The 24,781-nt window shown below is 61.9% G+C and carries 21 protein-coding genes; 8 read left to right on the top strand and 13 right to left on the bottom strand.

Features of this window, described 5'->3' with window-relative positions; translation table 11 throughout:
- Positions 1-20 precede the first annotated feature (20 nt).
- From PVW51_RS15000 to PVW51_RS14985, 4 genes are read right to left on the bottom strand one after another with little or no spacing between them, the layout of a single operon-like run.
- Positions 21-926: an intradiol ring-cleavage dioxygenase gene (locus PVW51_RS15000; RefSeq protein ID WP_274575848.1), complete on the bottom strand. Its 906-nt coding sequence runs from the start codon at positions 924-926 to the stop codon at positions 21-23.
- A gap of 14 nt (positions 927-940) precedes the next feature.
- Positions 941-2,002, bottom strand: coding sequence for a maleylacetate reductase (locus tag PVW51_RS14995; RefSeq protein ID WP_274575847.1), 1,062 nt, complete (start codon positions 2,000-2,002; stop codon positions 941-943).
- Positions 2,003-2,023: 21 nt separating this feature from the next.
- Positions 2,024-3,751, bottom strand: a complete 1,728-nt coding sequence (locus tag PVW51_RS14990) for an extracellular solute-binding protein (RefSeq protein ID WP_274575846.1) — start codon at positions 3,749-3,751, stop codon at positions 2,024-2,026.
- A 35-nt stretch (positions 3,752-3,786) separates the two neighbouring features.
- Positions 3,787-4,704 (bottom strand): NAD(P)-dependent oxidoreductase, encoded by a 918-nt coding sequence (locus tag PVW51_RS14985; RefSeq protein WP_274575844.1) that lies wholly within the window; start codon positions 4,702-4,704, stop codon positions 3,787-3,789.
- Between the two features lie 216 nt (positions 4,705-4,920).
- Here PVW51_RS14985 and PVW51_RS14980 point away from each other — a divergent pair, with 216 nt between their 5' ends.
- From PVW51_RS14980 to PVW51_RS14965, 4 genes are all read left to right on the top strand, one after another.
- Positions 4,921-5,640 (top strand): SDR family NAD(P)-dependent oxidoreductase, encoded by a 720-nt coding sequence (locus tag PVW51_RS14980; protein ID WP_274575842.1) that lies wholly within the window; start codon positions 4,921-4,923, stop codon positions 5,638-5,640.
- A gap of 296 nt (positions 5,641-5,936) precedes the next feature.
- Positions 5,937-7,115 carry a substrate-binding domain-containing protein gene (locus PVW51_RS14975; protein ID WP_274575840.1) on the top strand — a complete coding sequence of 393 codons (1,179 nt, stop codon included), beginning with the start codon at positions 5,937-5,939 and terminating at the stop codon, positions 7,113-7,115.
- Positions 7,116-7,180: 65 nt separating this feature from the next.
- Positions 7,181-9,727 (top strand): ATP-binding cassette domain-containing protein, encoded by a 2,547-nt coding sequence (locus PVW51_RS14970; RefSeq protein WP_274575839.1) that lies wholly within the window; start codon positions 7,181-7,183, stop codon positions 9,725-9,727.
- A 35-nt stretch (positions 9,728-9,762) separates the two neighbouring features.
- Positions 9,763-10,782 carry an ABC transporter permease gene (locus PVW51_RS14965; RefSeq protein ID WP_274575838.1) on the top strand — a complete coding sequence of 340 codons (1,020 nt, stop codon included), beginning with the start codon at positions 9,763-9,765 and terminating at the stop codon, positions 10,780-10,782.
- 79 nt (positions 10,783-10,861) lie between these two features.
- Here PVW51_RS14965 and PVW51_RS14960 read toward each other — a convergent pair whose 3' ends face one another.
- The 5 genes from PVW51_RS14960 to PVW51_RS14940 form a co-directional block, all read right to left on the bottom strand.
- The gene (locus tag PVW51_RS14960; RefSeq protein ID WP_274575837.1) at positions 10,862-11,866 is read right to left on the bottom strand and encodes a Gfo/Idh/MocA family protein; all 1,005 of its coding nucleotides are present in this window, start codon (positions 11,864-11,866) and stop codon (positions 10,862-10,864) included.
- Entirely contained in the window at positions 11,863-12,150 is a 288-nt protein-coding gene (locus PVW51_RS14955; protein ID WP_274575836.1) for a YciI family protein, read from the bottom strand. Before PVW51_RS14955 ends, PVW51_RS14960 begins: the two co-directional genes overlap by 4 nt.
- A 13-nt stretch (positions 12,151-12,163) precedes the next feature.
- Positions 12,164-13,159 carry a CobW family GTP-binding protein gene (locus PVW51_RS14950; RefSeq protein WP_274575835.1) on the bottom strand — a complete coding sequence of 332 codons (996 nt, stop codon included), beginning with the start codon at positions 13,157-13,159 and terminating at the stop codon, positions 12,164-12,166.
- Positions 13,160-13,162: 3 nt separating this feature from the next.
- Entirely contained in the window at positions 13,163-14,551 is a 1,389-nt protein-coding gene (locus tag PVW51_RS14945) for an amidohydrolase family protein (RefSeq protein WP_274575834.1), read from the bottom strand.
- Positions 14,552-14,777: 226 nt separating this feature from the next.
- A complete protein-coding gene (locus tag PVW51_RS14940) occupies positions 14,778-16,382 on the bottom strand; it encodes a flavin-containing monooxygenase (RefSeq protein ID WP_269360829.1) in 1,605 nt (534 codons plus the stop codon).
- A 408-nt stretch (positions 16,383-16,790) separates the two neighbouring features.
- On the opposite strand from PVW51_RS14940, the gene PVW51_RS14935 reads away from it, so the two are divergent.
- Together PVW51_RS14935 and PVW51_RS14930 are read left to right on the top strand one after the other, a co-directional pair.
- Positions 16,791-18,275, top strand: a complete 1,485-nt coding sequence (locus tag PVW51_RS14935; protein ID WP_274575833.1) for an NAD-dependent succinate-semialdehyde dehydrogenase — start codon at positions 16,791-16,793, stop codon at positions 18,273-18,275.
- Positions 18,275-19,519, top strand: coding sequence for an iron-containing alcohol dehydrogenase (locus tag PVW51_RS14930; protein ID WP_274575832.1), 1,245 nt, complete (start codon positions 18,275-18,277; stop codon positions 19,517-19,519). Before PVW51_RS14935 ends, PVW51_RS14930 begins: the two co-directional genes overlap by 1 nt.
- Positions 19,520-19,556: 37 nt before the next feature.
- Here PVW51_RS14930 and PVW51_RS14925 read toward each other — a convergent pair whose 3' ends face one another.
- Complete coding sequence (locus tag PVW51_RS14925; RefSeq protein WP_269360833.1) at positions 19,557-20,252, bottom strand: GntR family transcriptional regulator; 696 nt, start codon at positions 20,250-20,252, stop codon at positions 19,557-19,559.
- A 414-nt stretch (positions 20,253-20,666) separates the two neighbouring features.
- On the opposite strand from PVW51_RS14925, the gene PVW51_RS14920 reads away from it, so the two are divergent.
- Together PVW51_RS14920 and PVW51_RS14915 are read left to right on the top strand one after the other, a co-directional pair.
- A complete protein-coding gene (locus PVW51_RS14920; RefSeq protein ID WP_274575831.1) occupies positions 20,667-21,593 on the top strand; it encodes an MBL fold metallo-hydrolase in 927 nt (308 codons plus the stop codon).
- A 15-nt stretch (positions 21,594-21,608) separates the two neighbouring features.
- Complete coding sequence (locus PVW51_RS14915; RefSeq protein WP_274575830.1) at positions 21,609-22,322, top strand: SDR family NAD(P)-dependent oxidoreductase; 714 nt, start codon at positions 21,609-21,611, stop codon at positions 22,320-22,322.
- A gap of 63 nt (positions 22,323-22,385) precedes the next feature.
- On the opposite strand, the gene PVW51_RS14910 is transcribed toward PVW51_RS14915, so the two are convergent.
- Genes PVW51_RS14910 through PVW51_RS14900 form a run of 3 tightly spaced genes read right to left on the bottom strand, consistent with a single transcriptional unit; the run spans position 22,386 to position 24,780 of the window.
- The gene (locus PVW51_RS14910; RefSeq protein WP_274575829.1) at positions 22,386-23,309 is read right to left on the bottom strand and encodes an NAD(P)-dependent oxidoreductase; all 924 of its coding nucleotides are present in this window, start codon (positions 23,307-23,309) and stop codon (positions 22,386-22,388) included.
- Positions 23,306-23,998: a GntR family transcriptional regulator gene (locus PVW51_RS14905; RefSeq protein ID WP_274575828.1), complete on the bottom strand. Its 693-nt coding sequence runs from the start codon at positions 23,996-23,998 to the stop codon at positions 23,306-23,308. Before PVW51_RS14905 ends, PVW51_RS14910 begins: the two co-directional genes overlap by 4 nt.
- A 5-nt stretch (positions 23,999-24,003) precedes the next feature.
- A complete protein-coding gene (locus PVW51_RS14900) occupies positions 24,004-24,780 on the bottom strand; it encodes an ABC transporter permease (protein WP_269360839.1) in 777 nt (258 codons plus the stop codon).
- Position 24,781 lies beyond the last annotated feature (1 nt).

The following is a 24,781-nucleotide window of genomic DNA, read 5'->3' as shown; positions in this document are numbered from 1 at the left end:
CGCCCTCTCGCAGCAGCGGCTCAGGGGCGGCCCGCCGGTTGCTGCTCCAGCACAAAATCATGTTCCACCCGCCAGAACCAGCCATCGCCTTGCGCTGCTGCAATTTCCGATGGGCTGTCGATTTTCTCGAACCTGGCCATCAGGCTTTCCTTGACGCCAAAAACCGCATCCGACCGGATATAGGGATCGTCGGGGTCAAAGATATGTGTCGTCAGAGTCTCGAACCCCTGGGCGGTCAAGATGTAGTGCAGATGCGCGGGGCGATAGGGGTGGCGGCCCAGCTGGGCAAGCAGTTGACCCACCGGACCGTCATCGGGAATGGCATAGTATTTCGGGCGCACAGCCCAGAACCTGTAGCTGCCGTCGGCCCCCGTCCGGAACCGCCCCCGCAGGTTGAAGTCGGGCTGAAGGCCCTTTTGCTGAACGTCATAGAACCCCTCGTCATTGGCCTGCCAGACATCCAGCTCGGCCCCGGCGATCGGCGCGCCTGTCAGGTCGCGCACCGTGCCCCTGACCTCCATCGGCTCGCCCTTGCCATCCAGGCAGATGTTCGCGCCCATTTCCATGACCGGCGCATCATCGACGTGAAACGGGCCTAACACGGTGGATTCGCTGGCCCCGCTGGCCTTGCGGTTGTTGATGGCATCCACCAGCATCGACACGCCGAGAACGTCGGACAACAGGATGTATTCCTGCCGCCAATCGCTGCACATCTGGCCCGTTTTGGTCAGGAACTGGATGGCCTGAAACCATTCCTCCTCGCTTGGCTCGATCTCCTTGACGGCGGCGTGCAGATGGCGGGTCAGTACCGCCATCACTTCGGCCAGTCTGGCGTCTTTGGCCATGGCATTACGGGCAATCACGACCTCTGCCGATTGGTCTTCGGAAAAATAGCCGCTTTCTGTCACTGTCACTGTCTCTGTCATGTTTCCACTTTCGTTCAGATGGGCCGAGGGCGGGTTCCGTTCACCGCCGCCCGCAGCAATGCGGTAATGTCCCCGGCGTCAAACGCGCGTGGATTCGAATATGTGTTGCGTGTGGCGATATCCGCCGCGCGGGGCAGATCCTTTTCCGTGAATCCCAGGTCGGACAGGGCCAGCGGCGCGCCTGCCGCCTTGGCAAAATCCCAAAGGCCGCCGCCCAGATCCTCGCCAAAAAGCGCTGTCGCCGGGGCAAGCTGCGCACGGGCCGCCGCTGCGTTGAACCCCGCCGTATGGGGCAGCAAGATTGCATGGGTCTGCGCATGGGGCAGGTCAAAGGAACCGCCCAGAACATGGCAAAGCTTGTGATGCAGGCCCATCTCGGCCTGACCCAGAACCGTCGAGCAGAGCCAGGCACCATACAACACATCGCTGCGCCCCGCCGCATCTGTCGGATCGGCCACCACCTGCGGCACACCTTTGAAAAGGGCGGCAAGGCCCGCGCCTGCCATCTGGCTGATCACCGGGTTGCCGTCGGCGGCATAAAGCGCCTCGACCGCGTGGGCGGCGGCGTTCAGCGCAGAGGTGACCGTCATGTCGGTCGGCAGGCCAAGCGTCAGGGCGACATCATAGATCACTGTCGCGGGCCGGATGGCGGGATCGCGGCGGGTGGTCTTTTCGCCGTCTTTTGTCTCGCCCAGGATATCGGTCATCTCGGACCCTGCGTAGGTTGTGGGCACCGCCAGATGCGGCAGACCGGTGCGGATGGAAACCGCCTTGCCCAATCCCACGGTGGACCCGCCACCCAGCGAAACAAGGCTATCCGCGCCAAGGGATTTTGCCGCCTCCAGCGCCTTTTCGGTGATGGCAACAGGCGTGTGCATGGCCGCTTCGGAAAAGACCCCGACGCAACGCCCGCCAAGATCGGAGGCCAGCCGCCCGGCATCTTCTGCCTGATGGGACGTGGACAGGACAAGCGCCGCCTTGCCGCCCAGCCGCGCCACTTCATCGGCCACCGCCGCCAGCGTGCCGGTGCCAAAGATCACCCGCGTCGGGATGCCTTTGAATACGAAATCGTCCATGTCCGTCATTCCTTGTCCATCTTACTGAGCCGATACGCCCTGCACCGCCGCGACGTTGCGCACGCGCAGCAGGTCGTCGATGCGCCGCTGCGCACGTTCAAGCGCCTCGCGGTCGGTGGCATCACCGCGCAGAGCGGCATGAATTTCCTCGCCCAGGATCGTCTCGATCCCGTGAAACTCCGGCACGGCGGGCCGCGACCAGGTGCAGACCGAGTTGGAGCGCAGCAAGCGGTCCACCACGCCCATGACCGGAGAACTTGCCGCCGCTTCCGGGTCAGCCGCGACAGAGAAACGCGGGGCCACCGGGAACCCCTCCGACACATGTTCCTTCATCACTTCCGGCGAACACATCCAGCTGATCGCATCAAAGGCGAGCTGCACCCGGTCTTCGGCAAGGTTGCTGGGGATCATCAGGTGGAAACCACCGACAGGATTGGCATGCATCCCGGCCTTGCCTTTGGGCTGCTCCAGATAGCGCATCCGCCGCGAAACGACCGATTTGACGTGGTACTCCATCAGCGCGGCATGCATCGACCAGCAATATCCCATGACCGTCTTTCCGGTCAGCAGCGCATCAACCCTGCGATCCCAGTCCATCGCCAGGACATCGGGGTGTGACACCTCCTTCAGACGATGCATGTAATCGAGCACCTCGAACGCCTGATCGGTCAGCAGTTGCGCCCGCAGCTTGTCGGACACGAGATCATGCATCGGTGTGTGAATGCGGCGGCGCGGCAGGTTCAGACAGGCAGAGTTGCACGACCCCAGCAACACCATGAAGGTGTTCGCCACCGGCATCCCCCGGGCACCGTTCCATGCGACGCCGTACAACCCTTCTTCAGGCCGTTGCAGCGCCCGCCCGGCCTCGATCACCTGGTCGAAGGTGCGGGGATAGGCAATGCCGCTGCGCTCGAACACATCCTGTCGCGCCAGGAACAGCTCAACCGTGGTATAGATCGGCACGCCATATTGCGCCCCTTGCCAGGAGGCGGACTCCCAGACCATCGGCGAGAAATCGAGCGGCTGAACATGGCTTTGACCGATCAGATCGTCCAGCGGGCGGACCAGCCCGCGGTTCACCAGGTCACCGACCCAGGGCTTGTTCACACAGATCACGTCAAACTCCGACGTGGCCCGCCCGCCATTTTCGATGATCCGGTCGTAAAGGTGGGGCAGCGGCAAAAGGTCGACATTCTGTATCGACCCGACATTCGACCGCAGGTCGGCCCAGGTGTTGCGCAGCGCCTCAAAGTAGTTGTCCTTGCGAAACAGGAAACGCAGCTCCTTTCCGCCGGACGCCCGATGGGTTTGCAACCGGGGCGGCGGAATGACAACCCGGGAGAAGTTGGAGCCGCCAAAGTAGAACCCGTCGACATCGTCGATTGAATCAATGGTGCCGAAGGTCCGGCCGATGGTGGCTTTCACGCCCCGGCAATAGGTGGTGAACCGTTCCATCAGTTCCGCGCTGGGGCGCACATAGAAACTGCGCCCGGTCGAGGTGCGCGGGTCCAGCATGATATGCCCGTCGTCGATCATCTGGCTGATGTGGCGCATTGCCGTGACGAAGGGCACCCCGCCTGATTCCGCCAGCGCGCTTTTGGTTATGTCACGCCCGGTCAGATGCGCTTGCATCAGCGACAGGGTGAGCGCGAATATCGGATCGCCCCGGCTGTCCGGCACAACTGTTCCGAACGGCCCGTTCAGGTCGTTCAGAAAGTCGATGATGCGCAGCATTTCGTATTCGGTCATCCGGCAGCTTCCTCCTCAAGCGCGGACGCGGCCAGTTAGCCCGCGCTGTCCTGCCTTGGGTGGGCAGCATCCCCGATCCAATCGACAAGCGCAAAGAAATCCTGCGCGGCGCGACCGGCTTGTGCGGCGGTCTGGTATTGCTCAAGAACGAGCTCCGCGACTTCCATTTCGATATTCTCTTTCCTGGCGGCAGCGATGATCAGCGAATAGTCCTTTACCATCTGATCAAGCTGAAAGGCCGGGTCCGTGTCGAGACCGACAACCGTGTCTTTCTTGTATTTCAGCAGGGGCGAGGTCACGGCGCTTTCCAGGATCACATCCATCATGTCGGCCCGCGACAGCCCGCCCCGTTCGCCCAGAAGCAGCGCTTCACCCAGCACGGAGGCGGTTGCCCCGACCAGGGTGTTCAGGACCAGCTTCATGTAACGTGCCGCATCCCCTTCCCCCAGCCAGAACCGCCGCGCGGAATACTGCGCCAGAAGGGTTTCGACCTCGTCCCAGGCGGATTTGTCGCCCGATGCGAGCACCGTCAGACCGCCGGCCTGTGCGATGCTGGTACTGCCGGAAACGGGCGCGCGGACATAGCGGATGCCAGCCGCCTGCAAGGTCCGCGCGGCCCGCTGCGAAGCCTCCGGGCTGACAGTGCTGGTTTCGACAAGGATCGAACCTGCGGCCATGGACCGGGCCAGCCCGCCACTGGCCCCCTGCCCTTCGACAATGGCAATCAGGGCGGAATCATCCGGGATGGACGTAAAGACGACACCGCAGTTCTGCCCGATTGCCTCAATGCCTGGTGCTGCTGTGACGGTCTCTGTCAGCAGGGCAGCGTAGGAAGCGGGCCGCGCGTCGAACACCTGCAAGGCTTGGCCTGACCCTGCCAGGTGGGCAACCATCGGTGCGCCCATCTTTCCGGTGCCAATCCAGCCCACCGGCCCTGCTTTCGTTGCGGACATACCGATCCTCCCTGTGTCTTTCGACCCGACACTACGTCCGCGCAGCAAAGCTGAAGCCGGCTGTTTCGACCAATATGGAAAAAATTCGCTGCGGCATGGCTCTTGCGTTCTGCAGAAATCGAACATGACAAGAGTTTTGACGTCTTATGATAATACGGTATTACTATATTGCAGAAATTCGAAAACCGCGCAAATGCGCGTCAAGGGAGGAAGTAAATGAGACTGGATGGAAAAGTTGTCCTGGTGACCGGGGCATCTCGCGGAATCGGGCTGGGCATCGTCGAACGTTTTCACGAGGAAGGTGCAATCGTATATGCTGGCAGCACCAGCAACCCCTCAGGTGTCTACCCGGACGGGGTGACCGGCATCACGCTCGACGTGGCGGATGAGGCCCAGTGGAAAACCGCGATCAAGCAGATCGTCGAGGCGCAGGGCCGAATCGACTGCCTCGTGAACAACGCGGGGATTGCCGTCTATGACGGTGTGGCCGACGGCTCGACAGAGAACTGGCGCAAGGTGATCGGGGTGAACCAGGACGGCGTGTTCTTCGGAATGCGTGAAGTGATCCCGCATATGCAAAAGGAAAAGTCCGGCTCCATCATCAACATTTCCTCGATCTGGGGAAAGGCCGCCGTCGCGGGCGCCCATGCCTATCACGCGTCCAAGGGCGCGCTGGTGATGATGACCAAGAACGCGGCAATCACCTATGTGAAAGAGGGGATTCGCGTGAATTCGGTTCATCCGGGATTTATTGACACCCCCCTGACCCAGGCACAGGACCCCGCCATCAACGAATTCGTCATCGGCATGACGCCAATGGGCCGGGCCGGGACGCCACGGGAAATTGCCAATGGTTGCCTGTACTTGGCGTCGGATGAGGCGAGCTTTGTCACCGGTGCCGAGCTTGTCATCGACGGCGGTTACCTCGCGCAGTAACGGCACAGGGAAATCAAATAATCCCAAAATGGAAATCTTGCGTCGCCCCCGATCGGGGCGACGTTGGCACATTCAGGCATCCGGCAAGCATCCGGTCGATCACGGAATGCTGCCAGAATTCACAAGTTGACGTATGACCGTATTATGGTATTATAGTAAGTCAAAGAGACAGACCCCGCCTGCTGTACAAGTCGGCGACACATACGACCCGGCGGAGCATCACCAAATGTCGGCCGGACGCGATCATGGGCCAGGGAGGAGACCTCCGGCCCGTTTACCAGGGAGAGGAATCTAAAATGACCCAACACAACGGCCTGACGTGGCCCATCCGCCTGACGGCGCTCACCGTGATGACCCTCGGCTTGCCGATGGTTGCTGCAGCACAATCCGCCGAAGAGATGATGTCTTCGCGGCTTGGCACCACCGATGTCGGCCCGGTTTTCCAGGAAGCCTTTGAGCACGCTGCAATGCCGGTCAGCGAAGAAATCCGCGCCAAGGCGATCCAGTGCTGGAACGACAACCAATGCGACACCGGCACCGGCGGAGAGCTGACCGTTGCCTATGCAGACGGCTTTGGCGAGAACGTCTGGCGCCAGGTGACGAAGATGGAATTCATCATGCAGGCGCTGACCTATCCGGAGGTGGGCAAGATCGTCTATACTTCGGCGCGCGGTGACGCCGCCAAGGCGCTGTCGGATTTCCGCGCCTATATCGCCCAGGGCGTCGATGTGATCGTGACCTTTGCCGACCACGGCGAGGCACTGGCCCCCTCGATCCGCGAAGCGACCGAATCCGGGATCACGGTCATTCTGCACAACGGCACCGTCGCAGGCACGCCGGGCGAAGATTATGTCACCAACATTTCGGAAAACATCTGCGAGCTGGGCAAGGAATTCATCCGCGCGGTCCGCACCGGCAACCCCGAAGCAAAAGCCATCGCGGCATTGGGTGGCACACCCGGCAACCCGCTGTCGGCCACATGGCAGGGCTGCGCAGCGGAAGAGGTCGCAACCCTTGACGGTGTCGAAATCATTGCCACCGAAGACACCAACTGGACCCAGGAAGGCACCTTTTCCGCGGTCTCCGCGATCCTGTCCCGTTTCGACAAGATTGATGGGTATATCTATGACTACGCAGACGGGTTCCGGGGCGGCGTGCGCGCCTATGAATCCGCCAACAAGCCGCTCGACTTCACCGTTGCCCTGCGCACCGATGAGCAGGGGCTGTTCTGCGACATGAAGGCGGCGGGCAACCCCAACTTCAAGGTCTTCTACTCCTCCGGCCAGAACTACCAGGCGCGTCTGGCGCTGACGGCCGGCATGATGGCACACGGCGGCGCTGAGATCCCTGCCAACCTGGATGTGCCCTTCTCGATGAAACAGGCAACGGTTGACCAGTGCGATCCCAGCCTGCCCGACGAAGTCTCGGTTTCGACCCTCGTCGATCCGGACACGCTTCGCGCGATGTTCAAGTAAGCACACATCGGCCATGGCGGCAGCTGTCTGCCATGGCCGGACGTTCGAGTGGGGGAGAACGCCGCATGGCTGATATCGTTTTGAAGATGGAGAGCGTCTCCAAATCCTATCCGGGCGTGAAAGCGCTCGACAATTTCAGTTTTGATGTTCACGCGGGCGAAGTGCACGCGATCCTCGGCGAAAACGGCTCCGGCAAGTCGACGCTGATGAAGATCGCATCCGGCGCGATCACACCCAATGCCGGCCGGATCGAAATCGGCGGCAAGCACCTCGCCCATGCCGACCCGCGAGAGGCGATATCATATGGCCTGGCCACCGTTTATCAGGACGACAGCCTGGTGCGCGAATTGTCCGTGGCGCAGAACCTCTTTCTCGCCACGCCGAAAGGCAGCGTGCCTTATGGCAGCATGGTCCGCTGGGCCGAAGAACAGCTGGCCCCCTTCAACCTGGGCATTTCACCAACCACCGCTGTCGGGAATCTGACACCCGCACATCGCCAGTTCGTCGAGGTGGTCAAGGCGCTCCTTTCCAATCCGCGTGTGCTGCTGCTGGATGAGCCGACGTCCACGCTGGATTACGATGGCGTGGCACATCTGACATCGCTGGTGCGCGACCTGACGGCAAAGGGCACCGGCGTCGTCTATGTCAGCCACCGCCTGCCCGAAATTCTGGACCTCGCCAATCGGGTCACGATCCTGCGCGACGGGGTGCACGAGGGCACATTTGACGTCACCGATGACACTTCGGAACAGGAGCTTGTCTCCCGCATGATCGGTCGGGACGTCGAAAGCGAATACCCCGCCAAGGCGGGACAGATCGAACCCGATCCCGTCCTTGTGGTCGATGGCCTGTCTGGGGATGCATTCGAAGACATCAGTTTTGTCGCCAACCGGGGTGAGATAGTGGGTTTTGCCGGCGCCGAAGGCAACGGCCAACGCGAGGCATTGCGCGCCATTGCGGGGCTTGAAGCCAGCCACAGCGGCACTGTTACCTGCAAGGGAAAGGCCGTCGATGTAACGGAACCGCGCCATGCGATCCGTTCGGGCGTGCTCTGCCTGTCTGCCGACCGTGCCGGGGAATCCATTTTCCCGGACCTTGGCGTGCGCAAGAACATGACCCTGCCCCGCCTGCGCGACTTCGCCCGGCGCGGCCTCCTGTCCAACCGGCAGGAACAGGACCACGCCGCCACGATGCGCGATGAATTCGGCGTCGTTACGGCAACGCTGGAAACACCGATCAGCGGATTGTCGGGCGGCAACCAGCAAAAGGTCGTTCTGGCCCGGTCGTTCCGGACCGATGCCAAGGCCGTGCTGATCGACGAACCAACCCAGGGCGTTGATGCAGGTGCGCGCCACGACATCTATCAGGCGATCCGCACCAACCTGCGCGAGGATGGCACCCTGGTGATCAATTCCTCGGATGCGCAGGAGCTTGCGGGCATCTGCGACCGGGTACTGGTGTTTTCGCGCGGGCGTATCGTGGCGGAACTGACCGGCCAGGACGTCAACGAAGAACAGATCGTATCCAGCTTCCTGCGGGCACGAGATGCAAAACAGGCCGGAGATACGGCGGCGGGCATGATGTCCCGCGTTTTCCGCACGCTGATTTCGGGGTCGAACATCTGGTGGGTGCCGCTTGTGTTCCTGGCGGCACTGACGCTGGTCGTCGGCGGCTATGCGGCGCTACAGACTGATGTATTCCTGCGCCATGTCAACATCCGCTACATCCTGCTGGCAACCGCGCCCGCCGCGATGGTGGCCATGGCCCAGTTGCATGTGCTTCTGGTGCGCGGCCTCGACGTCTCCGTGGGCTCCATGATGAGCCTCACGGTGGTTGCCGCATCCTTCATGATCGCCTTTCAGATGCCCATCGGGATGCAGATCCTCGGTGTGCTGGGATGCCTTGCCATTGGCGCAGTGGTTGGTCTGATCAACGGCACCCTGGTCCGCTTTGCCAATATCAACGCGGTGATCACGACCATCGCCATGCTGTCCGTCCTTCAGGGTGCCGCCCTGCTGGGCCGGCCCACACCTGCCGGGATGATCTCGCAGGAGTTCACGGGCCTCCTGCGCGAACGCATCGGCTTCCTGCCGATCTCGATCTTCGTTCTGCTCGGCGTCGCCATTGCCTTCGACTTCTGGCTGCATCGCACGCGCTCGGGACTGGAGGCAAAGGCCGTCGGATTTCGCGAGGTTGCAGCACAGCGTAACGGCGTGCGCGTGGACCGTGTCCATGTCAGGGCCTATGTGCTTGCTGCCCTCATGGCGACGGTTGCCGGATTCTTCCTCGGCTCGGAGGTTGGCGTGGGTGCCCCGACAGTCGGCGCAAACTATGCGCTTACCTCGATCGCCGCTGCCGTCCTTGGCGGTGCGGCACTCTCTGGCGGGCGTGGCTCTTTCGTGGGTGCCCTGTTTGGTGCGCTGTTCTTTGCGCTGATGGTCAATGTCATCACGCTTCTGGGCCTTTCCACCTCTTTCGGGATCATCGCCAGCGGTGCCATGACGCTCTTTGCGATCTTCCTCTACTCCGGGCTGGGTGAAGTCGAAACACTGATGCAATCGGCCCTGCGCCGCCGCAAGGTCATCCGGGCCACCAAGAGATCGACCGCCTGATGCCCGCCCCGGACCCAGAAACCGACGAGGGAAAAATGACCGATTCAACAACGCCTGCCCTGTCACAATACACACGGACGTCACGCAGCGGACGCGGCGGCAAAGGCCGCGTGCCGGCGATCCAGATGCAATTCGCTGCCATCTGGATTGCCCTGGCGATACTGCTGCTGATCGGCGCGGTCTTTCTGCCGCGCAGTGTCTCGGCAACCTCGATCATCAGCATCCTGCCCTTCGCGGGTTTTCTTGCCATTGCGGCGATGGGCCAATCCCTGGTTCTCATGGCGCGCGGCATCGACCTATCGGTGCCTGCCATCGTGACGCTGTCCAGCACGGTCCTGCTGGGAACATCGGGCGGCGCGGAAGGCTCCGTGGTCATCGGAACTTTCATGGCCATCCTGGCAGCGATGTGCGTCGGTCTGATCAACGGCCTGCTGGTGGCCTGGCTCAAGCTCAATGCCCTGATTGTCACCCTGTCGACCGGCGCAATCGTCTCGGGGATCACGCTTTGGTACCGGACCGGGCTGCCCGCCGAATCCGGCGTCCCCACCGCCCTTGCAGGCTTTGGCGGCACCCGCTGGCTGGGACTGAATACAACGGTCTGGATCACCATTGCCCTGACGCTGGTCCTGACGATCCTGCTGCGCCGGACCCAGCTTGGCCGCCGTTTCGAGGCGGTGGGTGCCAACCCGCGTGCGGCCTATGCGACGGGGGTCGAGATCCGGCGATACCAGGCCGGTGCCTTTGTCGCGGCCTCCTTCCTCTATGGCATCGTCGGCGTGCTGCTTTCGGCCTTTATCCGCAATCCGACACTGGACGTCGGCAACCCCTATCTGCTGGCACCGATTGCCGCTGCCGTCCTGGGTGGCACGGCCATCAGCGGCGGGATCGGGTCTATGATCGCGGTCACCGGCGCCGCCCTGTTCCTGATCCAGCTTGGCCAGACATTGAAAGTCCTGGGGCTGGAGACGTCCTGGCAGATGATCTTTCAGGGTGTCGCCATTGCCCTGGGCATGTTCCTGTCCGAAATGCAGGGCCGCAAACGGCGTGGCGGCTGAAGCCGCGCTTTCCTTCACTGCAGACAAAACAAAACTGGCGCCGGTTTCCCGACGCCAGCTGCAACAGCCTTGTGGCTGATTAAAGAGTAACCAGCTCCCCCGACTTCGAACTGCTTACAATCGCCTCAAGCAGGGCCGCGGTCTCGATCATCTGGCCGGTGGTGATGGGATAGGCGGCCTGCCCGCGGATCGCCCGCGCGAAAGCCACGATATTGTCGCGCACGGGCTCTGCCGGGCCGACCTCTTCCACCTCGATCTTTCCGCCCTTGCGCGCGCTGGTGACAACCCAGCCATCGGGCGCCTCCACATGGGCGCGGTCCCTGACGTCGATCCAGGCTTCGGATCCGAACAGCGAACAGCGCGAGACAAAGGGCATCGCGAGATTGGCGGCAATTGTCGCCGTGCCGCCCCCCTTGAACATCACGAAGGCAGAGATCGTGTCCCCCTGCGGCAGTTCCGATGCAAGCGTCTCGCAGGAACAGATGACGCTCTTTGCCGGACCCATCAGCCGCACCGCAAGATCCAGCAGGTGGATGCCCGTCGCCGTCATCCCGGCGGCGGGCGCATCCCCGGCACCAAGACGCCAGTTCGTTGGGTCCAGCGACAGGAATTTGTCATGGCTGAAAGTGGCGTCAAACTGCATCAACCGGCCCATCTCGCCCCTGTCCGCCGCCGCAATCATCCGGGCGATGGGCGGCTCATAGCGGCGCTCGTGCCCTGTCGCCAGGATCAGCCCCGCCGCTTCGACGGCATCCACCGCCGCGATTGCGCCGGCCCGTGTCATCGCCAGGGGCTTTTCGCAAAAGACATGTTTGCCCGCCGCCACACAGGCCGCGATTTGCGCCGCATGAAGGCTATGCGGCGTGACCAGCAGCACCGCCTCGACATCCGGGTCGACCAATGCTGCATCAAGTTCGGCGGTCACCGGAATGCCATGCGCCTTTTCAAAGGCCATCGCGACCTCGGCGTTTGGCTCGATTGCCCTGACAATTGTCACCTCGTCCGGGGCCGCCTGCAAAACGGCGGTGATCTTCTGCCCCCACCAGCCAAGGCCGGCAAGCGCCACACGTACCGGCCCGCTCATGTGCGATTGTCCACGCGCTTGCTGAACGGACGGATGGACACCTTTTCCCAGATCCCCGCCGCATAGAAGGGATCATTCCGGTGAAAGGTCATGACCTCCTCCATACTCTGCGCTTCGACCAGAAAGCACGAGCCGATCATCGTCTCCTCATCATCCGCCAGCAACGGACCCGAGATCAGTGTCCTGATCGGATTCGTCGCAAGGTAGGCCTTGTGGCTGTCGTAGTGGTCCAGACGTTTCTGAACCTGCCCGACATAATCAAGGCAATGAACGATGTAGTGCATCATGTCTCTCCTGTTATGGAACTTCGATGGCGACCTCGGCCGCGCTCAGCCGCGTGGCCAGCGCCTCGACCGCCGGGGCCGCGGTGGCGCGTGCGATCACGACAATCCGGCTGCGGCCATCGCCCGCCTCACGGGTCAGCCGCACCGGCCGGTAGATCTGGTCGCGCACCATTTGCAGTGCCAGCGGGCGGGCATCATCCCTGTCCGCGACAATGCCCTTGAGCCGCAACAGGGCCGGACCGGCCGCGCGGCTCATCCGGGCGATATGTTGTGACAATTGCGTCCAGTCCTGAGGCCCGGTCTCGATCAGCCACGAACGGATGCTGTCGGCATCCTCGCCATGATGGTGGACATGAACGCTGCCCTGCGCGCGCAGCCATGCATCTGCCTGCACTTCACCGCTGCGCCCGTCGATCAGCCCGGCATTGAACAGGACGTCCGGGTCGGGCTGCGCCTGCCCGTCAAGGATGGGCACCGTCGGGTTCATCGCGGCAATACGCCGCCGTATCGCCGCGGCGGCGATTGGCACCACCAGGTCGGTCTTCGTCACCACGATCCGGTCGGCGCAGGCGATATGCTCGGCCCGCGTCTCATCCGGGGCGGTGGCATCTACAACGGCGATGGCAGCATCCAGACGCACCATCCCGCGCAGCACGTGATCCGCGCCGATCTTGGCCAGCACCGCAGACAATTCCGCAACGCCGGAAGTTTCCACCAGGATCCGCACCAAGGGTTCGGGTGCCGCCGCGATCATCTTGCGCACGGCTTCGGACAGGTCATTGCCCGGACGGCAGCAGATGCAACCATTGCGCAGAAGCGCCAACTGCGCATCGGGGGCGGATGGCCCCAGCATCAGGTCATCGACGCCGAATTCACCGAATTCATTCACCACGACCCCGGTGCGCCCCATGCCCGGCTGCTCAAGCAGCCGCGCAATCAGAGAGGTTTTTCCCGCACCCAAGCCGCCGCCCACAACGGAAAGAGCAGGCCGCTGGCGGACCACGGCCATCGCTCAGAACTCGCTGTCGCTGGCGGCCTCGAAGGGGCGCGGCAACCATGAGCCGTCAGAGGGCACACCGGCCTTTTCAAAAAGACCGTCCCGCGCGGCTTCGACCCTTGTCTTGAAGGAGGCATGATCGAAGTCGACCAGCTTGAAATCACGCTTGCGTATGTTACCGGCAACAATCACCGTTTCGACATTGCCCGCATGGGCCGCCTCGACAACGATCCCATAGGCGTTGTTCATCGGCATCGTGTTCAGCGAATTGCAGTTCACCAGCACGATGTCCGCTTCCTTGCCGACGGTTAGCGATCCGGTCTTGTCACCCAACCCGCAGGCTAACGCGCCCTGCAGCGTGGCGAATTCCAGAACATCTGTTGCCATCAGCGGCAGAGGGTCGACAATCACCCTGTCGATCAGCGCCTGATTGTTCACCACCGCCCGCGTGCCTGACAGCAGCGCGCGCATGGCCGAGAACATGTCATCGGGCACCGTGGTCACCACATCGATGGAAATCGACGGGCGCACCCCGACCTTCATCAGCGACAGCGTGGGCGGAAAACCATGTCCCATGTGCAGCTCAAGCTCCGGCGCAATAGAGGCGGTGCCGCCGGTGTCACCGATGATCTGGAAGTCCTCTGACTGCAGTGAATTGCAGTGGACATAGGTCACGTCCGGCCCTGTCAGCCCTTCGGCGTGCAGATCGACCACCGGCTTGTTCATGCCCCACAGCCCGTCACCCATGTGAACGCTGATCCGCAAGCCAAGGTCCCGGGCCTTGACGAAGTCTTCTTTGGTGACGCGCATCGTGGCGAACTGGTTGCCGCGCGCGGCGAAACCCATCGTGACAAGCTGATCGTCGGAGGAGAAATATTCGCGCTTCACCCGCGCCACGTCCTCAAAATCGGACGGCGCGTCGCTGACCGGGACCCATTCCGCATCCGAGTTGCCATAGCCGAAGACAGCCCGCATCCCGGCGGCCATCAGCCCTTCGACCGCAGCCGAGGAATGGTCGGGCGAATTGTTGTTGTGGGACCAGTCGTACAGCGTGGTGATCCCGGCATCGAGGGCGGCAATCGCGCCCAGATGGTTGCCGATCTTCATGTCATCGGGGGTGTAGAGCGTGCCCATGACACCCCGCACGCCCGCAAAATATTGCGCCAGCGTCCAGTCGGCCCCGCTGGCGCGCAGCAGCGCCTGCCAGGTGTGGCGATGGGTGTCGATGAAACCCGGAATGGCAATGCGGCCCTCGCCGTCGATGATCTCTGCATCAGAAACGGAAAGGTCTGTGCCGATTGCCGCGATCTTGCTGCCTTCAATCAGGATGTCGCCGCGCGGGATGACCCCCACCTCGGGATCGATCGAGATGATATGCGCATTGCGAATGAGTTTGCGTGCCATTTCTGTGCTCCTCCACAGCCTGAATTCCCGGCCACGAGCGGTATCGTCCAAAGACGCAATCCGGCCGCTGGCCCTCCCGCCACCATTGATGCCCTGCATACCCGGAACGGAAGGTTGGAAAAATTACCGAAATGAAAACTCTGCCCCACAGGTCCCACAGGGCAGTGAAAATGAACGCGATGGGCCCACCCGATACGGGCAGGCCGACCACTGGTCAAAGCGTGATTTACCGGATCTCGAAACCGCGATAATTGTCGTCGCGGATGGCGTTCATCTCTGTCACATAGTTCCCCATGCCGCCCATGTACCACATCGAGGTGCGCGGCTTGCCGGGGATGTTTGCACCGTTGATCCAGCTGTCCGTCACCTCGAACAGCGTGCCTGCCATGCCTTCCTGACAGACCCTGACCCAACTGTCCTGCGCCTGCCTGGTGGTTTCGATCACGCCGCTGCCCTCTTCGGCATGTTTGATCATGTCGGTCAGGAAGTTGACCTGCCATTCATGGACAAGCGGCTGGCTGGTAAAGGGGCTGAACGGACCAAAGACCATCAGCAGGTTGGGGAAGTCGGCAATCGACATCCCGGCATAGGCATGGGGGCCATCGCTCCAGGCGTCCTGCAGCTTTGTGCCATCGCGCCCGATGGTTTCGATCTTGAGGTAATTGCCGGTCATGGCGTCGAACCCCGTCGCCATGATGACCACATCCAGCGCCAGCTCCTCGCCGTCGATGATCAACCCGTTTTCGCTGAAGCTCTCGATGGGGTGCGCCTTGACGTCGTGCAGGGTGACGTTGTCGCGGTTGTAGACCTCGTAATAGCCATCCGCTGCCAGCGGGCGCCGCGCGTAATAATCGCTGGGCGTCAGCTTTGCGGCCACCTCCGGGTCTGTCACGATTGCGTCGATCTTGCCCTTGATGAAATCGGTTGCGGTCTTGTTGGCTGCTGCCGTCACCGGGATGTCGGAGAATGTCTCAAGCATGAAGGCAAAGCCGTTCCCTTTTTCCCAGGCGGTCTGATAAACCTTCTGGCGTTCAGCCTCGGACACCTCAAGCGCCGATGTTGTCGCCTCGTCGAAACCGAATACCGCACCGGTGCTGAGCGCCCAGTCGCGGAACCCCCGGGGATCGGCCTTGATCTTTTCGCGGGTTTCCTGCGGGAACGGGCCGACGCCCAGGGGCACCACCCATTGCGCGGTCCGTTGCAGAACATGGAGGTGGCCCACCTTGTCGGCCAGTGCCGTGACGATCTGGATGCCGGTCGACCCCGTACCCAGCACGGCGACACGTTTGTTGCTCAGGTCCGGCTCCTGCTCCGGCCAGCGCGAGGCCACCAATACGTCACCCTTGAACTTGTCCTGCCCGGGGAACTGCGGCGCATAGGAAGACGACAGCAGGCCAACCGCCTCGATGACATATTTTGCCTTGACCACATCGCCTTTGGCCGTGGTCAGGGTCCAGCGGCCCTCATCTTCGTTCCACACCATCCTGGTGATCCGGGTGTTGAAGTTGATGGACCGCTTGAGGTCATGCTTGTCAGCCACCGCATTGAGATAGCCCAGAACTTCGGGCTGTTTTGCGTAGCGTTCCGACCATTCCCAGTTCTGGAACATGTCGAGGTCGAAAGAATAGGTGTAAACGGTGGATTCCGTATCGACCCGGCAGCCCGGATAGCGGTTCCAGTACCAGGTGCCGCCAACGCCCCCGGCGTCATCGAACGCCTGAACGTTCATGCCCATTTCGTTGCGTGTCCGGTGCAGTGCGTACAGGCCGCCCACCCCCGTCCCGATGACCGCCACGTCAAGCTCAAGGCCATTCAATGTCGTCTCGTTCATGCCAGTTCTCCCTTTTTCATCTCACCTGCGGCAGTGCCGCGCTCAATCTTTTGTCAGCCAGGGGCCACGACGGACCGGTTGGGCGTTGCCCCCTGAGGGCTGCGCGCCCGATGGGCGCCTGAACCCCCTGCAATTGACCGAAATCCTCCCTTGATTCTCCGCCGACAGCTATCGGCGCAGAAGCCGAAATCCGCTTCTTTCAAAGCCGGAAATCAACTCTCTTGCCACATGCTTACTGTAATACCGTAATACCGTCAACAAGCTGAATTCTGCTTTGGAAATTCTGGCCGGACAGCGCCCCGCCAGCAAAATGCGCTTGTCATGAACATAATCCGATAATACAGTATTACGCAATATCTATTCACGCCATCAGCGCGGAACAGCCGCCAAGTCCACAAGGAAAATACCATGACAAATCACCCCAAGGACCTTGTATCAAAGCCGGAAGGCGGCCTTCTGCCTGACACGCGGCTTTACATTGACGGGGCCTGGACAGATGCCGCGACTCAGTTTGACGTGATCAATCCGGCCACCGGAAAAACCATTGCCAAAGTCTCTGACGCGGGCAGTGAAGACGCGCTGCGGGCGCTTGACAGTGCGCATGCCGCGCAGGCCGCCTGGGCGCGCGTGGCCCCGCGTGCGCGTGCCAATCTCATGCACCGTGCCCATGCCCTGATGCTGGAGCGCGAACAGGCCTTCGTACATACGATGACATTGGAAAGCGGCAAGCCGCTGACTGAATCCCGCGCCGAATTCCTTCTCTCGGCTGACTTTCTGCTGTGGTTCGCGGAACAGACCGCGCATCTGCATGGGACCTATTCCGAGAGCTCGAACGGCGGCTTCCGGGTGATGGTGACGCACCAGCCCGTCGGCCCCTGCCTGCTGATCACACCGTGGAATTTTCCGCTGCTGATGATCGTGCGCAAGGGGGGCGCAGCGCTGGCGGCCGGCTGCACGACAATCACCAAGACCGCGCAGGAAACGCCGATGACCGGCGCGCTTTTCATGCAGGTGCTGCATGACGCGGGCTTCCCGCCGGGCGTGGCAAACCTGCTGCATACGACCAATTCCTCCGGCGTGTCGAAACCGCTGATGCAGGACAAGCGCCTGCGCAAGGTGTCTTTCACAGGGTCCACCGGGGTCGGCGGCCTGCTGATGGAACAGGGTGCCCGCAACATCATGAACGCGTCGATGGAGCTGGGTGGCGACGGGCCTTTCATCGTCCTTGATGACGCCGACATCGACCTTGCCGTCGATCAGGCGATCATTTGCAAGTTCCGCAACGCGGGTCAGGCCTGTGTGGCGGCAAACCGCATCATCGTGGATGCCCGCGTCGAAGCGGAATTCACCGAGAAATTCGTGGCCAAGGTCAAGGCCCTGACGGTCGGCGACGGCATGAACTCGGTCGATGTAGGGCCGATGATCTCGGCCAGGCAGCGAGACCGTCTGTCCGATACCGTTGTGCAGCTGACCCAGGCGGGCGGCACGCTGCTTGCCGGCGGCAAGCCGATTGCCGGTGACGGTTTCTTTTTCGAACCGACCGTGCTGCGCTATGTCGGGCGCAATGACGTGATGTGTTCCAACGAGCTTTTCGCGCCCATCGCCACGATCTTTTCTGTTGAGGGCCCGGAGGAAGCGCTGTCCTTTGCAAATGACAGCGACTTCGGGTTAGCCTCCTATGTGTTCACCAGGGACCTGTCCCGCGCGATCAACTTCGGTGAGCGGCTGGAATTCGGGATGGTTGGCATCAACAGAGGTATCATGGCAGATCCAAAGGCCCCCTTTGGCGGCACCAAGACATCCGGCATCGGCCGCGAGGCGGGCAACGATGGCATCTACGAATTCACGGAACAGAAATACATGGCCGTCACGGTGAATGAGGCTTTTGCCTGATGTCGATGGAAAACACGCTCGGCCTTGGTCTTGTCCGTCAACCCAAGACCGTCCTTTTCGGCCCCGGACAACGTGGGCAACTTGGCCTTTATGCGCGCGGCTTTGGCACGCGGGTCCTGATGGTGACCGACGAACGCATGGCAACCACGCCCGAATTCAAGGCGATGCATGACGATCTTTCGGCAGCGGGCATGACGATTTCGATCTACGATCAGGCGCTGCCCGACCTGCCACGCCAGAACATCATCGACGCCACCGCGCCATTCGCCAGGGGCAGTATCGACGTGATTGTGGGCATCGGCGGCGGCTCCTGCATGGATCTGGCCAAGGCGGTTTCCGTGATCCTTGCCCATGGCGGCGATGTCAGGGACTATTTCGGCGAATTTGCGGTCCCCGGCCCGGGCATTCCCATCATCACGATCCCGACCACCGGCGGCACCGGTGCCGAGGTCACCAGCCTTGCCATTGTCTATGACGACGAGAACCAGATGAAGATGGCGATCGCCGATGCCCATATCGCCCCGGCCATCGCGATCATCGACCCGGAACTGACGCTGAGCTGCCCGCCGGGCCTGACGGCGGCCACGGCGGCAGACGCGCTGTCCCACCTGGTCGAAGCCTATACAGCCAGGCCCAAGAACCCGACACCGCAGCAGATCGCCACGCAGATCTACGTGGGCAAGAACCGCATCACCGACATGTTCTGCACACAGGGCCTGACGTTGATGAACAAGTCCCTTGGCGCAGTCGTGGACGATCCTTCCGATCTCGCGGCGCGTTCTGACGTCATGTTTGCCGCCTATTGCGCGGGTATGGCGATCAACACGACCGGGACGGCGGCCGCCCATGCGATCCAAAGCCCGATGGCCGCCATCGGTCACACGCCGCATGGCTTCGGGGTGGGGGCGCTGCTGCCCTATGTCATGCGGTTCAACCTGCCCTATTGCACTTCCGAATTTGCGCAGATCGGTCAAACTCTCGGGGTGGCCCGGCCCGGCCAGTCGGAGCGCGATCAGGGCCGCGCCGCGATCACCCGGATCGAGGAACTGCTGGAAAAGACCGGCACACCGATGGAACTGGCGTCACTCGGCGTCGAAGAGACACATTTCGACCAGATCGCCGCATCCTCGGTCAAGGCGACGCGGCTTGTTCTCAACAACCCGGCCCCGATGACGGAGCAGGCCATCAAGGCGCTTCTGGCCCGCGGTGTCGCCGGTGACCGAAGCTGGTGGGAAAAACCCTGACATTGACCTGACGGCGTGTTGCGCGCCGCCCGCCTTCTCAGCCGTCAGGCAGGATGTCCTTGTTCCGCTTTACATATTCCTCAATCGCCAGTTCACCCGCGAGAAGAATGTGATGTTCGCAGGCCGCCCATGCGGCCTCGCCGTTCCGGGCAATTGCCGCCGCATCGATGATCGTCTCCAGCTCGGCGATGGATGGCTCGATCCGGGCCTCGTCCACAAATGCAAACCGCCTGAACATCGCGATCCGGGCATGCATGCTCCTCAGGCTTTCCGCCAGAATCTCGTTCCCGCCACCTTCGGTCAGCTGCCGATAGAAATCGGCCTTGATCAGCTCGCGGCTTTCAATGTCGCCCTTGCGGTATTCGCGATCCAGCCGGTCCCTCAGTTTCACCAGGTTTTTCGCCTGGGTGGCATCTGCATTCTCGGCAAAGAGCTTGCCGGCCAACCCCTCAAGGGCCGCCCGCACCACATAGATCGACCTGATTTCCTTTTCCGTCAGGACAGCCACGATCGGCCCGAGGTTCGGAACCACTTCGATCAGATGTTCCGATTCAAGCTGGCGCAGCGCCTCTCGGATCACGGTGCGGGACACCCCGTAAGCATCGCAAAGCGTGCTTTCGACCAGACGTTGCCCGGGAACAAGTTTACCCTCAAGAATGTCCTCTCGGACCAGTCGGACAACTTGCTGCCGAAGAGGGGCCGCAGTTCTTGCAATCACGGTCGACTTCGCCATGCATTTCTCCGTTTTACTTCACAATAGACCGGACATCCCTGCAACAGGCGGACCGGCAACAACACTCAGTCGGTAAGGGGCGAGTGCACAGCAAGACCATCCTACGATATTACAGTATTACAGTCAACGTGCTTCGCCCCCACTACTGAGGCGAGAATACACTAAAGACGCCAAAAACACTCGTAAAGTGGCCGATACGCGCAGTTGGTTGAATTTTCGCCAGTTTTCAGGCCAATTGGCCGCGTCAGACACCCCCGGTCAGATCAGTTTCGGCAGGCTTGCGCCATCTGCCCCGTTTGGATTGAAATAGCGGGTGGACGCGTTTGCGCTATTACCGTATTACGGTAGGACAGGATACGGAATCTGGCCCGCAACCGCGCCGCTCAGAGGACATTTCAAGGGGGGATTACAATCATGACAGCAAAACAGCTCAAGACGCAGAACGTCGGATGGTATCGTTTCAACGTCGGTGCCCTGGAGTGTACGGCGATATGGGATGGATATATTCATCACGGGTACGAAGGCCTGTTCCCCAACGCCGATCCTGCCGAGCTTGCGCGTCTGAAAGAAGCCTACCGCCTGCCCCAGGGCGAATTCTTTCCCATGGATCTGATCCCGGTGGTCGTGAACACCGGCGAAAAGCTGATCCTGATCGACGCGGGCATGGGCCGGACCTCTCAGCTTTTCGGCGACACGATGGGCCATACCCTCGACAACATGAAGGCCAGCGGCATCAACCCCGACGATATCGACGTCATTCTGATGACCCACCTGCACCCCGATCATTCCTACGGGCTGATCCACCCGGACGGAACGCCGGTCTACAAGAATGCCGATCTCTATGTCTCCGATACCGATTGGGAGGAATGGACAGACGAGGCAAGCCTGTCCCGCACCGATTTCCGAAAACCCTGGACCGAAGGGACGCTGGCCGCTGTTGCGCCCTACCGCGAGCGGGTCAGGCTTTTCAAACTGGGTGATGACATCCTGCCCGGTGTCACGACGCTCTCTGTCGCCGGGCACAGCATGGGGCAATGTGCCTTCATCTTTGAAAGCCAGGGCGAGAAGGTCGTGTTCACCGGCGACGTCGCGCATCACCACATCTTTGACCCGATCCACCCGGAATGGTTCTTTCACATGGATTACGACAGCGATCCGCAGATGGGGGCGGACGCAAAATCGGTGATATTTGCCCATGTCGTGGACAACAACATCCGCTATCACGGCTATCACTTCCCCTACCCCGGTCTCGGAGACCTGGAAAGGGCGGAGGATGGCACCTACCGCTTTCACGGCGAGGCGGTGACGCCGCGGCTCGGCTACTCTCCGGTCACAGGTTAGGCATCGGGCAAGATCATGACCCAGAAATCAGCAATCGTCACCGGCGGTGGGCGCAACATCGGCCAGGCCATTTCGCTGCGTCTGCAACAGGACGGTTACCGCGTTTTCGCGCTTGATATCGCAAAGCCGGAGGCCGAAAGCCTGCAGGCGGATGCCGTCATGGTCGACCTGACCGATGCGGAAGCCACACGGCAGGCGCTGCGCGGCATTCTTGCCGGCCACAAGGTCACCTGCCTGGTCAATAATGTCGGGCTGGTCGCCCCTGCCCCATTGGAGGCCGTGCAGCTTGAGGATTTTGACAGGCTCATGCATCTCAATCTGCGGACATCCATCATCTGCGCCCAGCTTGTCGTGCCCGAGATGCGCAGACACGGTGGCGGGCGGATCGTCTTCAACACCAGCCGCGTGACAAAGGGCAAACTGGACCGGACGCTATACAGCGCCACCAAGGGTGCCGCGCAATCCATGGCACGCACCTGGGCGCTTGAACTGGGCAAAGACTCCATCACCGTCAATTGCGTGGCCCCCGGCCCCATCGCAACAACCGCGTTCTGGGAGAACAACCCGCCAGACGCCCCAAAGACCAAGGCGATCGTGGATGCCGTGCCTCTGGGCCGCATGGGCACACCCGAAGATGTCGCCAATGCCGTGAGCTTTTTCTGCGATGACCGCGCCGGTTTTGTCACCGGGCAGACGCTCTTTGTCTGTGGCGGCGTGACCGTCGGCTGACCTGCACGGCGGATGACGCGCTGGCAGCCGCGGGCTTTGACGGGTTTCCCGGCAGGACGACCCTCAGGCCTGTGGCAGACCGATTTCCAGATGCGCCGCCACCTGCCGTGCGATATCGGCGGCCAGTTCGGCGGCGTAATCCTCGGTGATCGCGGCGACATGGGGCGTCAGGGTGACATTCGACAGTTTAGCAAACCGTGGGTCGGGACGCGGCTCGTTTTCGAATACGTCCAAGGCGGCACCGGCAATCGTGCCCTCCGTCAGGGCCGAAATAAGCGCCTCCTCGTCAACAACCGTCCCGCGCGAGATGTTGACGAAATAGCCACGCGGCCCCAGTGCACGCAGAACCCCCGCATCGAACATGTTCCGCGTGGCCGCGCCACCGGGCACAGCCGCCACCAGGAAATCGGACCGCGCTGCAAGTTCTTCCAGGTCGCCCACATGGGGCCAGGGTGCATCCGGCCTGGGCGCGCGGGTGTGATAGGCAACGTCAAGGCCAAGTCCGGTCAGCCGCTCCGCGATCAGCCGCCCGATCCGGCCCAGGCCAACAATCCCCGCCGTCTTGCCCGCCACCCGGATGCGATAGCCGAAATGCCCGTCGGCCCAGCGGCCACTGCGCACATGATCATCCGCCCGGACAACATCCCGCGCCATCGCCAAAAGCAACATCACCGCCATTTCCGCGGTGTCCGAACTGACCAGATGCCCGGTATCGTTCAGCGTGATGCCCCGCGCCCGCAGGTCATCAAAATCGAACCGGTCCAGCCCGGCACCGGCGGATACGATGTGAGAGAGGTTGGGCAACAGATCCAGCAGCTCGCCCGATGCACCGTTGACCGCCGATGTGACCGCACAGGTGATCGCGGCACGCCGTTCCGGCGACAGCGCGGCAATATCATCCGCCAGCACGGGGGTGGCGAATGCAGCGACCTGCGTGACCACCGTATCCATCTTGAACCCCAGGAAGGCGACGTCGGGTCTGTTCATGTCTTTGTACTTTCGGAAGTGCTCAGGAAAAGATCTCGGGTGGTCTGCCATGCGGAGCGGATCAGCCGGTCGGTCATCTCGGCGGCCCGCTGGCCCTGGCCATTGCGGATTTCGGCAATCAGCGCCCTGTTGCCCTCGATCATGTCATCCAGCATCCCCGCCGTGCTCAGATAGGCCCGGAACCGATAGCGCAGGGCGGATGTGTCGAGCTGATCCAGCAGACGCATCAGCACCGAATTGCCGCATTGCTTGTGCATCAGGGCTGTCAGGCGCACGTTGGCCTCGAACCCCGATCTGAAGTCGCGCTGCGCCCTGGCCTTGCGCATCTCGGCCAGGACCTGATCCAGCGTGTCGGCGATCTCGGCGTGATCCTCGCGTTCTGCCAGCAACCGGCTGCAGGTGCATTCCAGCGCCAGACGGCAGGTCGTGATCTCGTCCAGCACCTCGACGGTCATCTCGGTCACGCGCGTGCCCAGCCGCGGCCGCCGCTCTACCAGACCACGCGCTTCGAGGATCTGGAATGCCTCGCGCAGGGGCGACCGCGACACGCCGAAGCGTGTGCAAATGTCCACTTCGCGCAACTTTTCGCCCGGTGCGAAAGTCTCCCGCACGATGGCGGCTTCCAGACGGTCCGCGACCTCGACCCCGATGGGCCGCAGCCCCAGTGATGTATCCACAGTATCGTCCATTCCGGTCAATCGCGCCCGAACAACATGTTGGAGAGGGTGACAAGGACGAGGGTCAGCAGGATGGAAACAGTGGACACGGCAGCAGCCTCGGGTGTGAAATTGAAACGCAGATAGTCATAAAGCTGGATCGGCAGCGGTGCTGATCCGGTTCCCTTCAGGATGAAGGAAACTCCGAAGGTATCAAAGCTGATAATGAATGCAAACACGCCACCGGTCGCCATGCCCGGCGCGATCAGCGGCAGCGTGATGCGCCGGAACGCCGTCATCCGCGAAGCGCCAAGGGTGCGCGCCGCCAGTTCGACCGCATCGTCGCGCCCTTGCAGGGAGGTGGTCACGTTGAGAAATACAAACGGCAGTGTCATCAGCACGTGGCCGGTGAACAGCGCAATCTTGTACTGCGTACCGATGCCGATCTCGTAGAAAAAGAACAGCAAGGCGATGGCGGTCAGGATCTCGGGCAGGATCAGCGGCAGCAGCACTCCGATGCGCACCACTTCGGCCTCGCGGCGGGCATGACGAACAAAGTAGAGCGCAGCCATCGTGCCCAGCACCAGCGATACCGCCGTGGCCAGCGCCGCAAGGATCAGTGAATAGACAATGGCGTCGATGAAGACATCGTTGTTCAGGAAGGTCCAGAACCAGCGCAGGCTCAGGCCCTGCGGCGGAAAGGTCAGGAAATTGCCCGCGTTCAACGAAGCCAGCACGACCACGACGATCGGGGCCAGCAGAAAGACATAGACAAGCGCGCGCAGCAGCGACAGCAGCGGTGTGACAAGACCCATG

The sequence above is a fragment of the Sulfitobacter sp. PR48 genome (assembly GCF_028807335.1).
Lineage (GTDB): Bacteria > Pseudomonadota > Alphaproteobacteria > Rhodobacterales > Rhodobacteraceae > Sulfitobacter.
The sequence above is the reverse complement of the archived record's forward strand: the minus strand, read 5'-3'. Positions and strand labels throughout refer to the sequence as shown.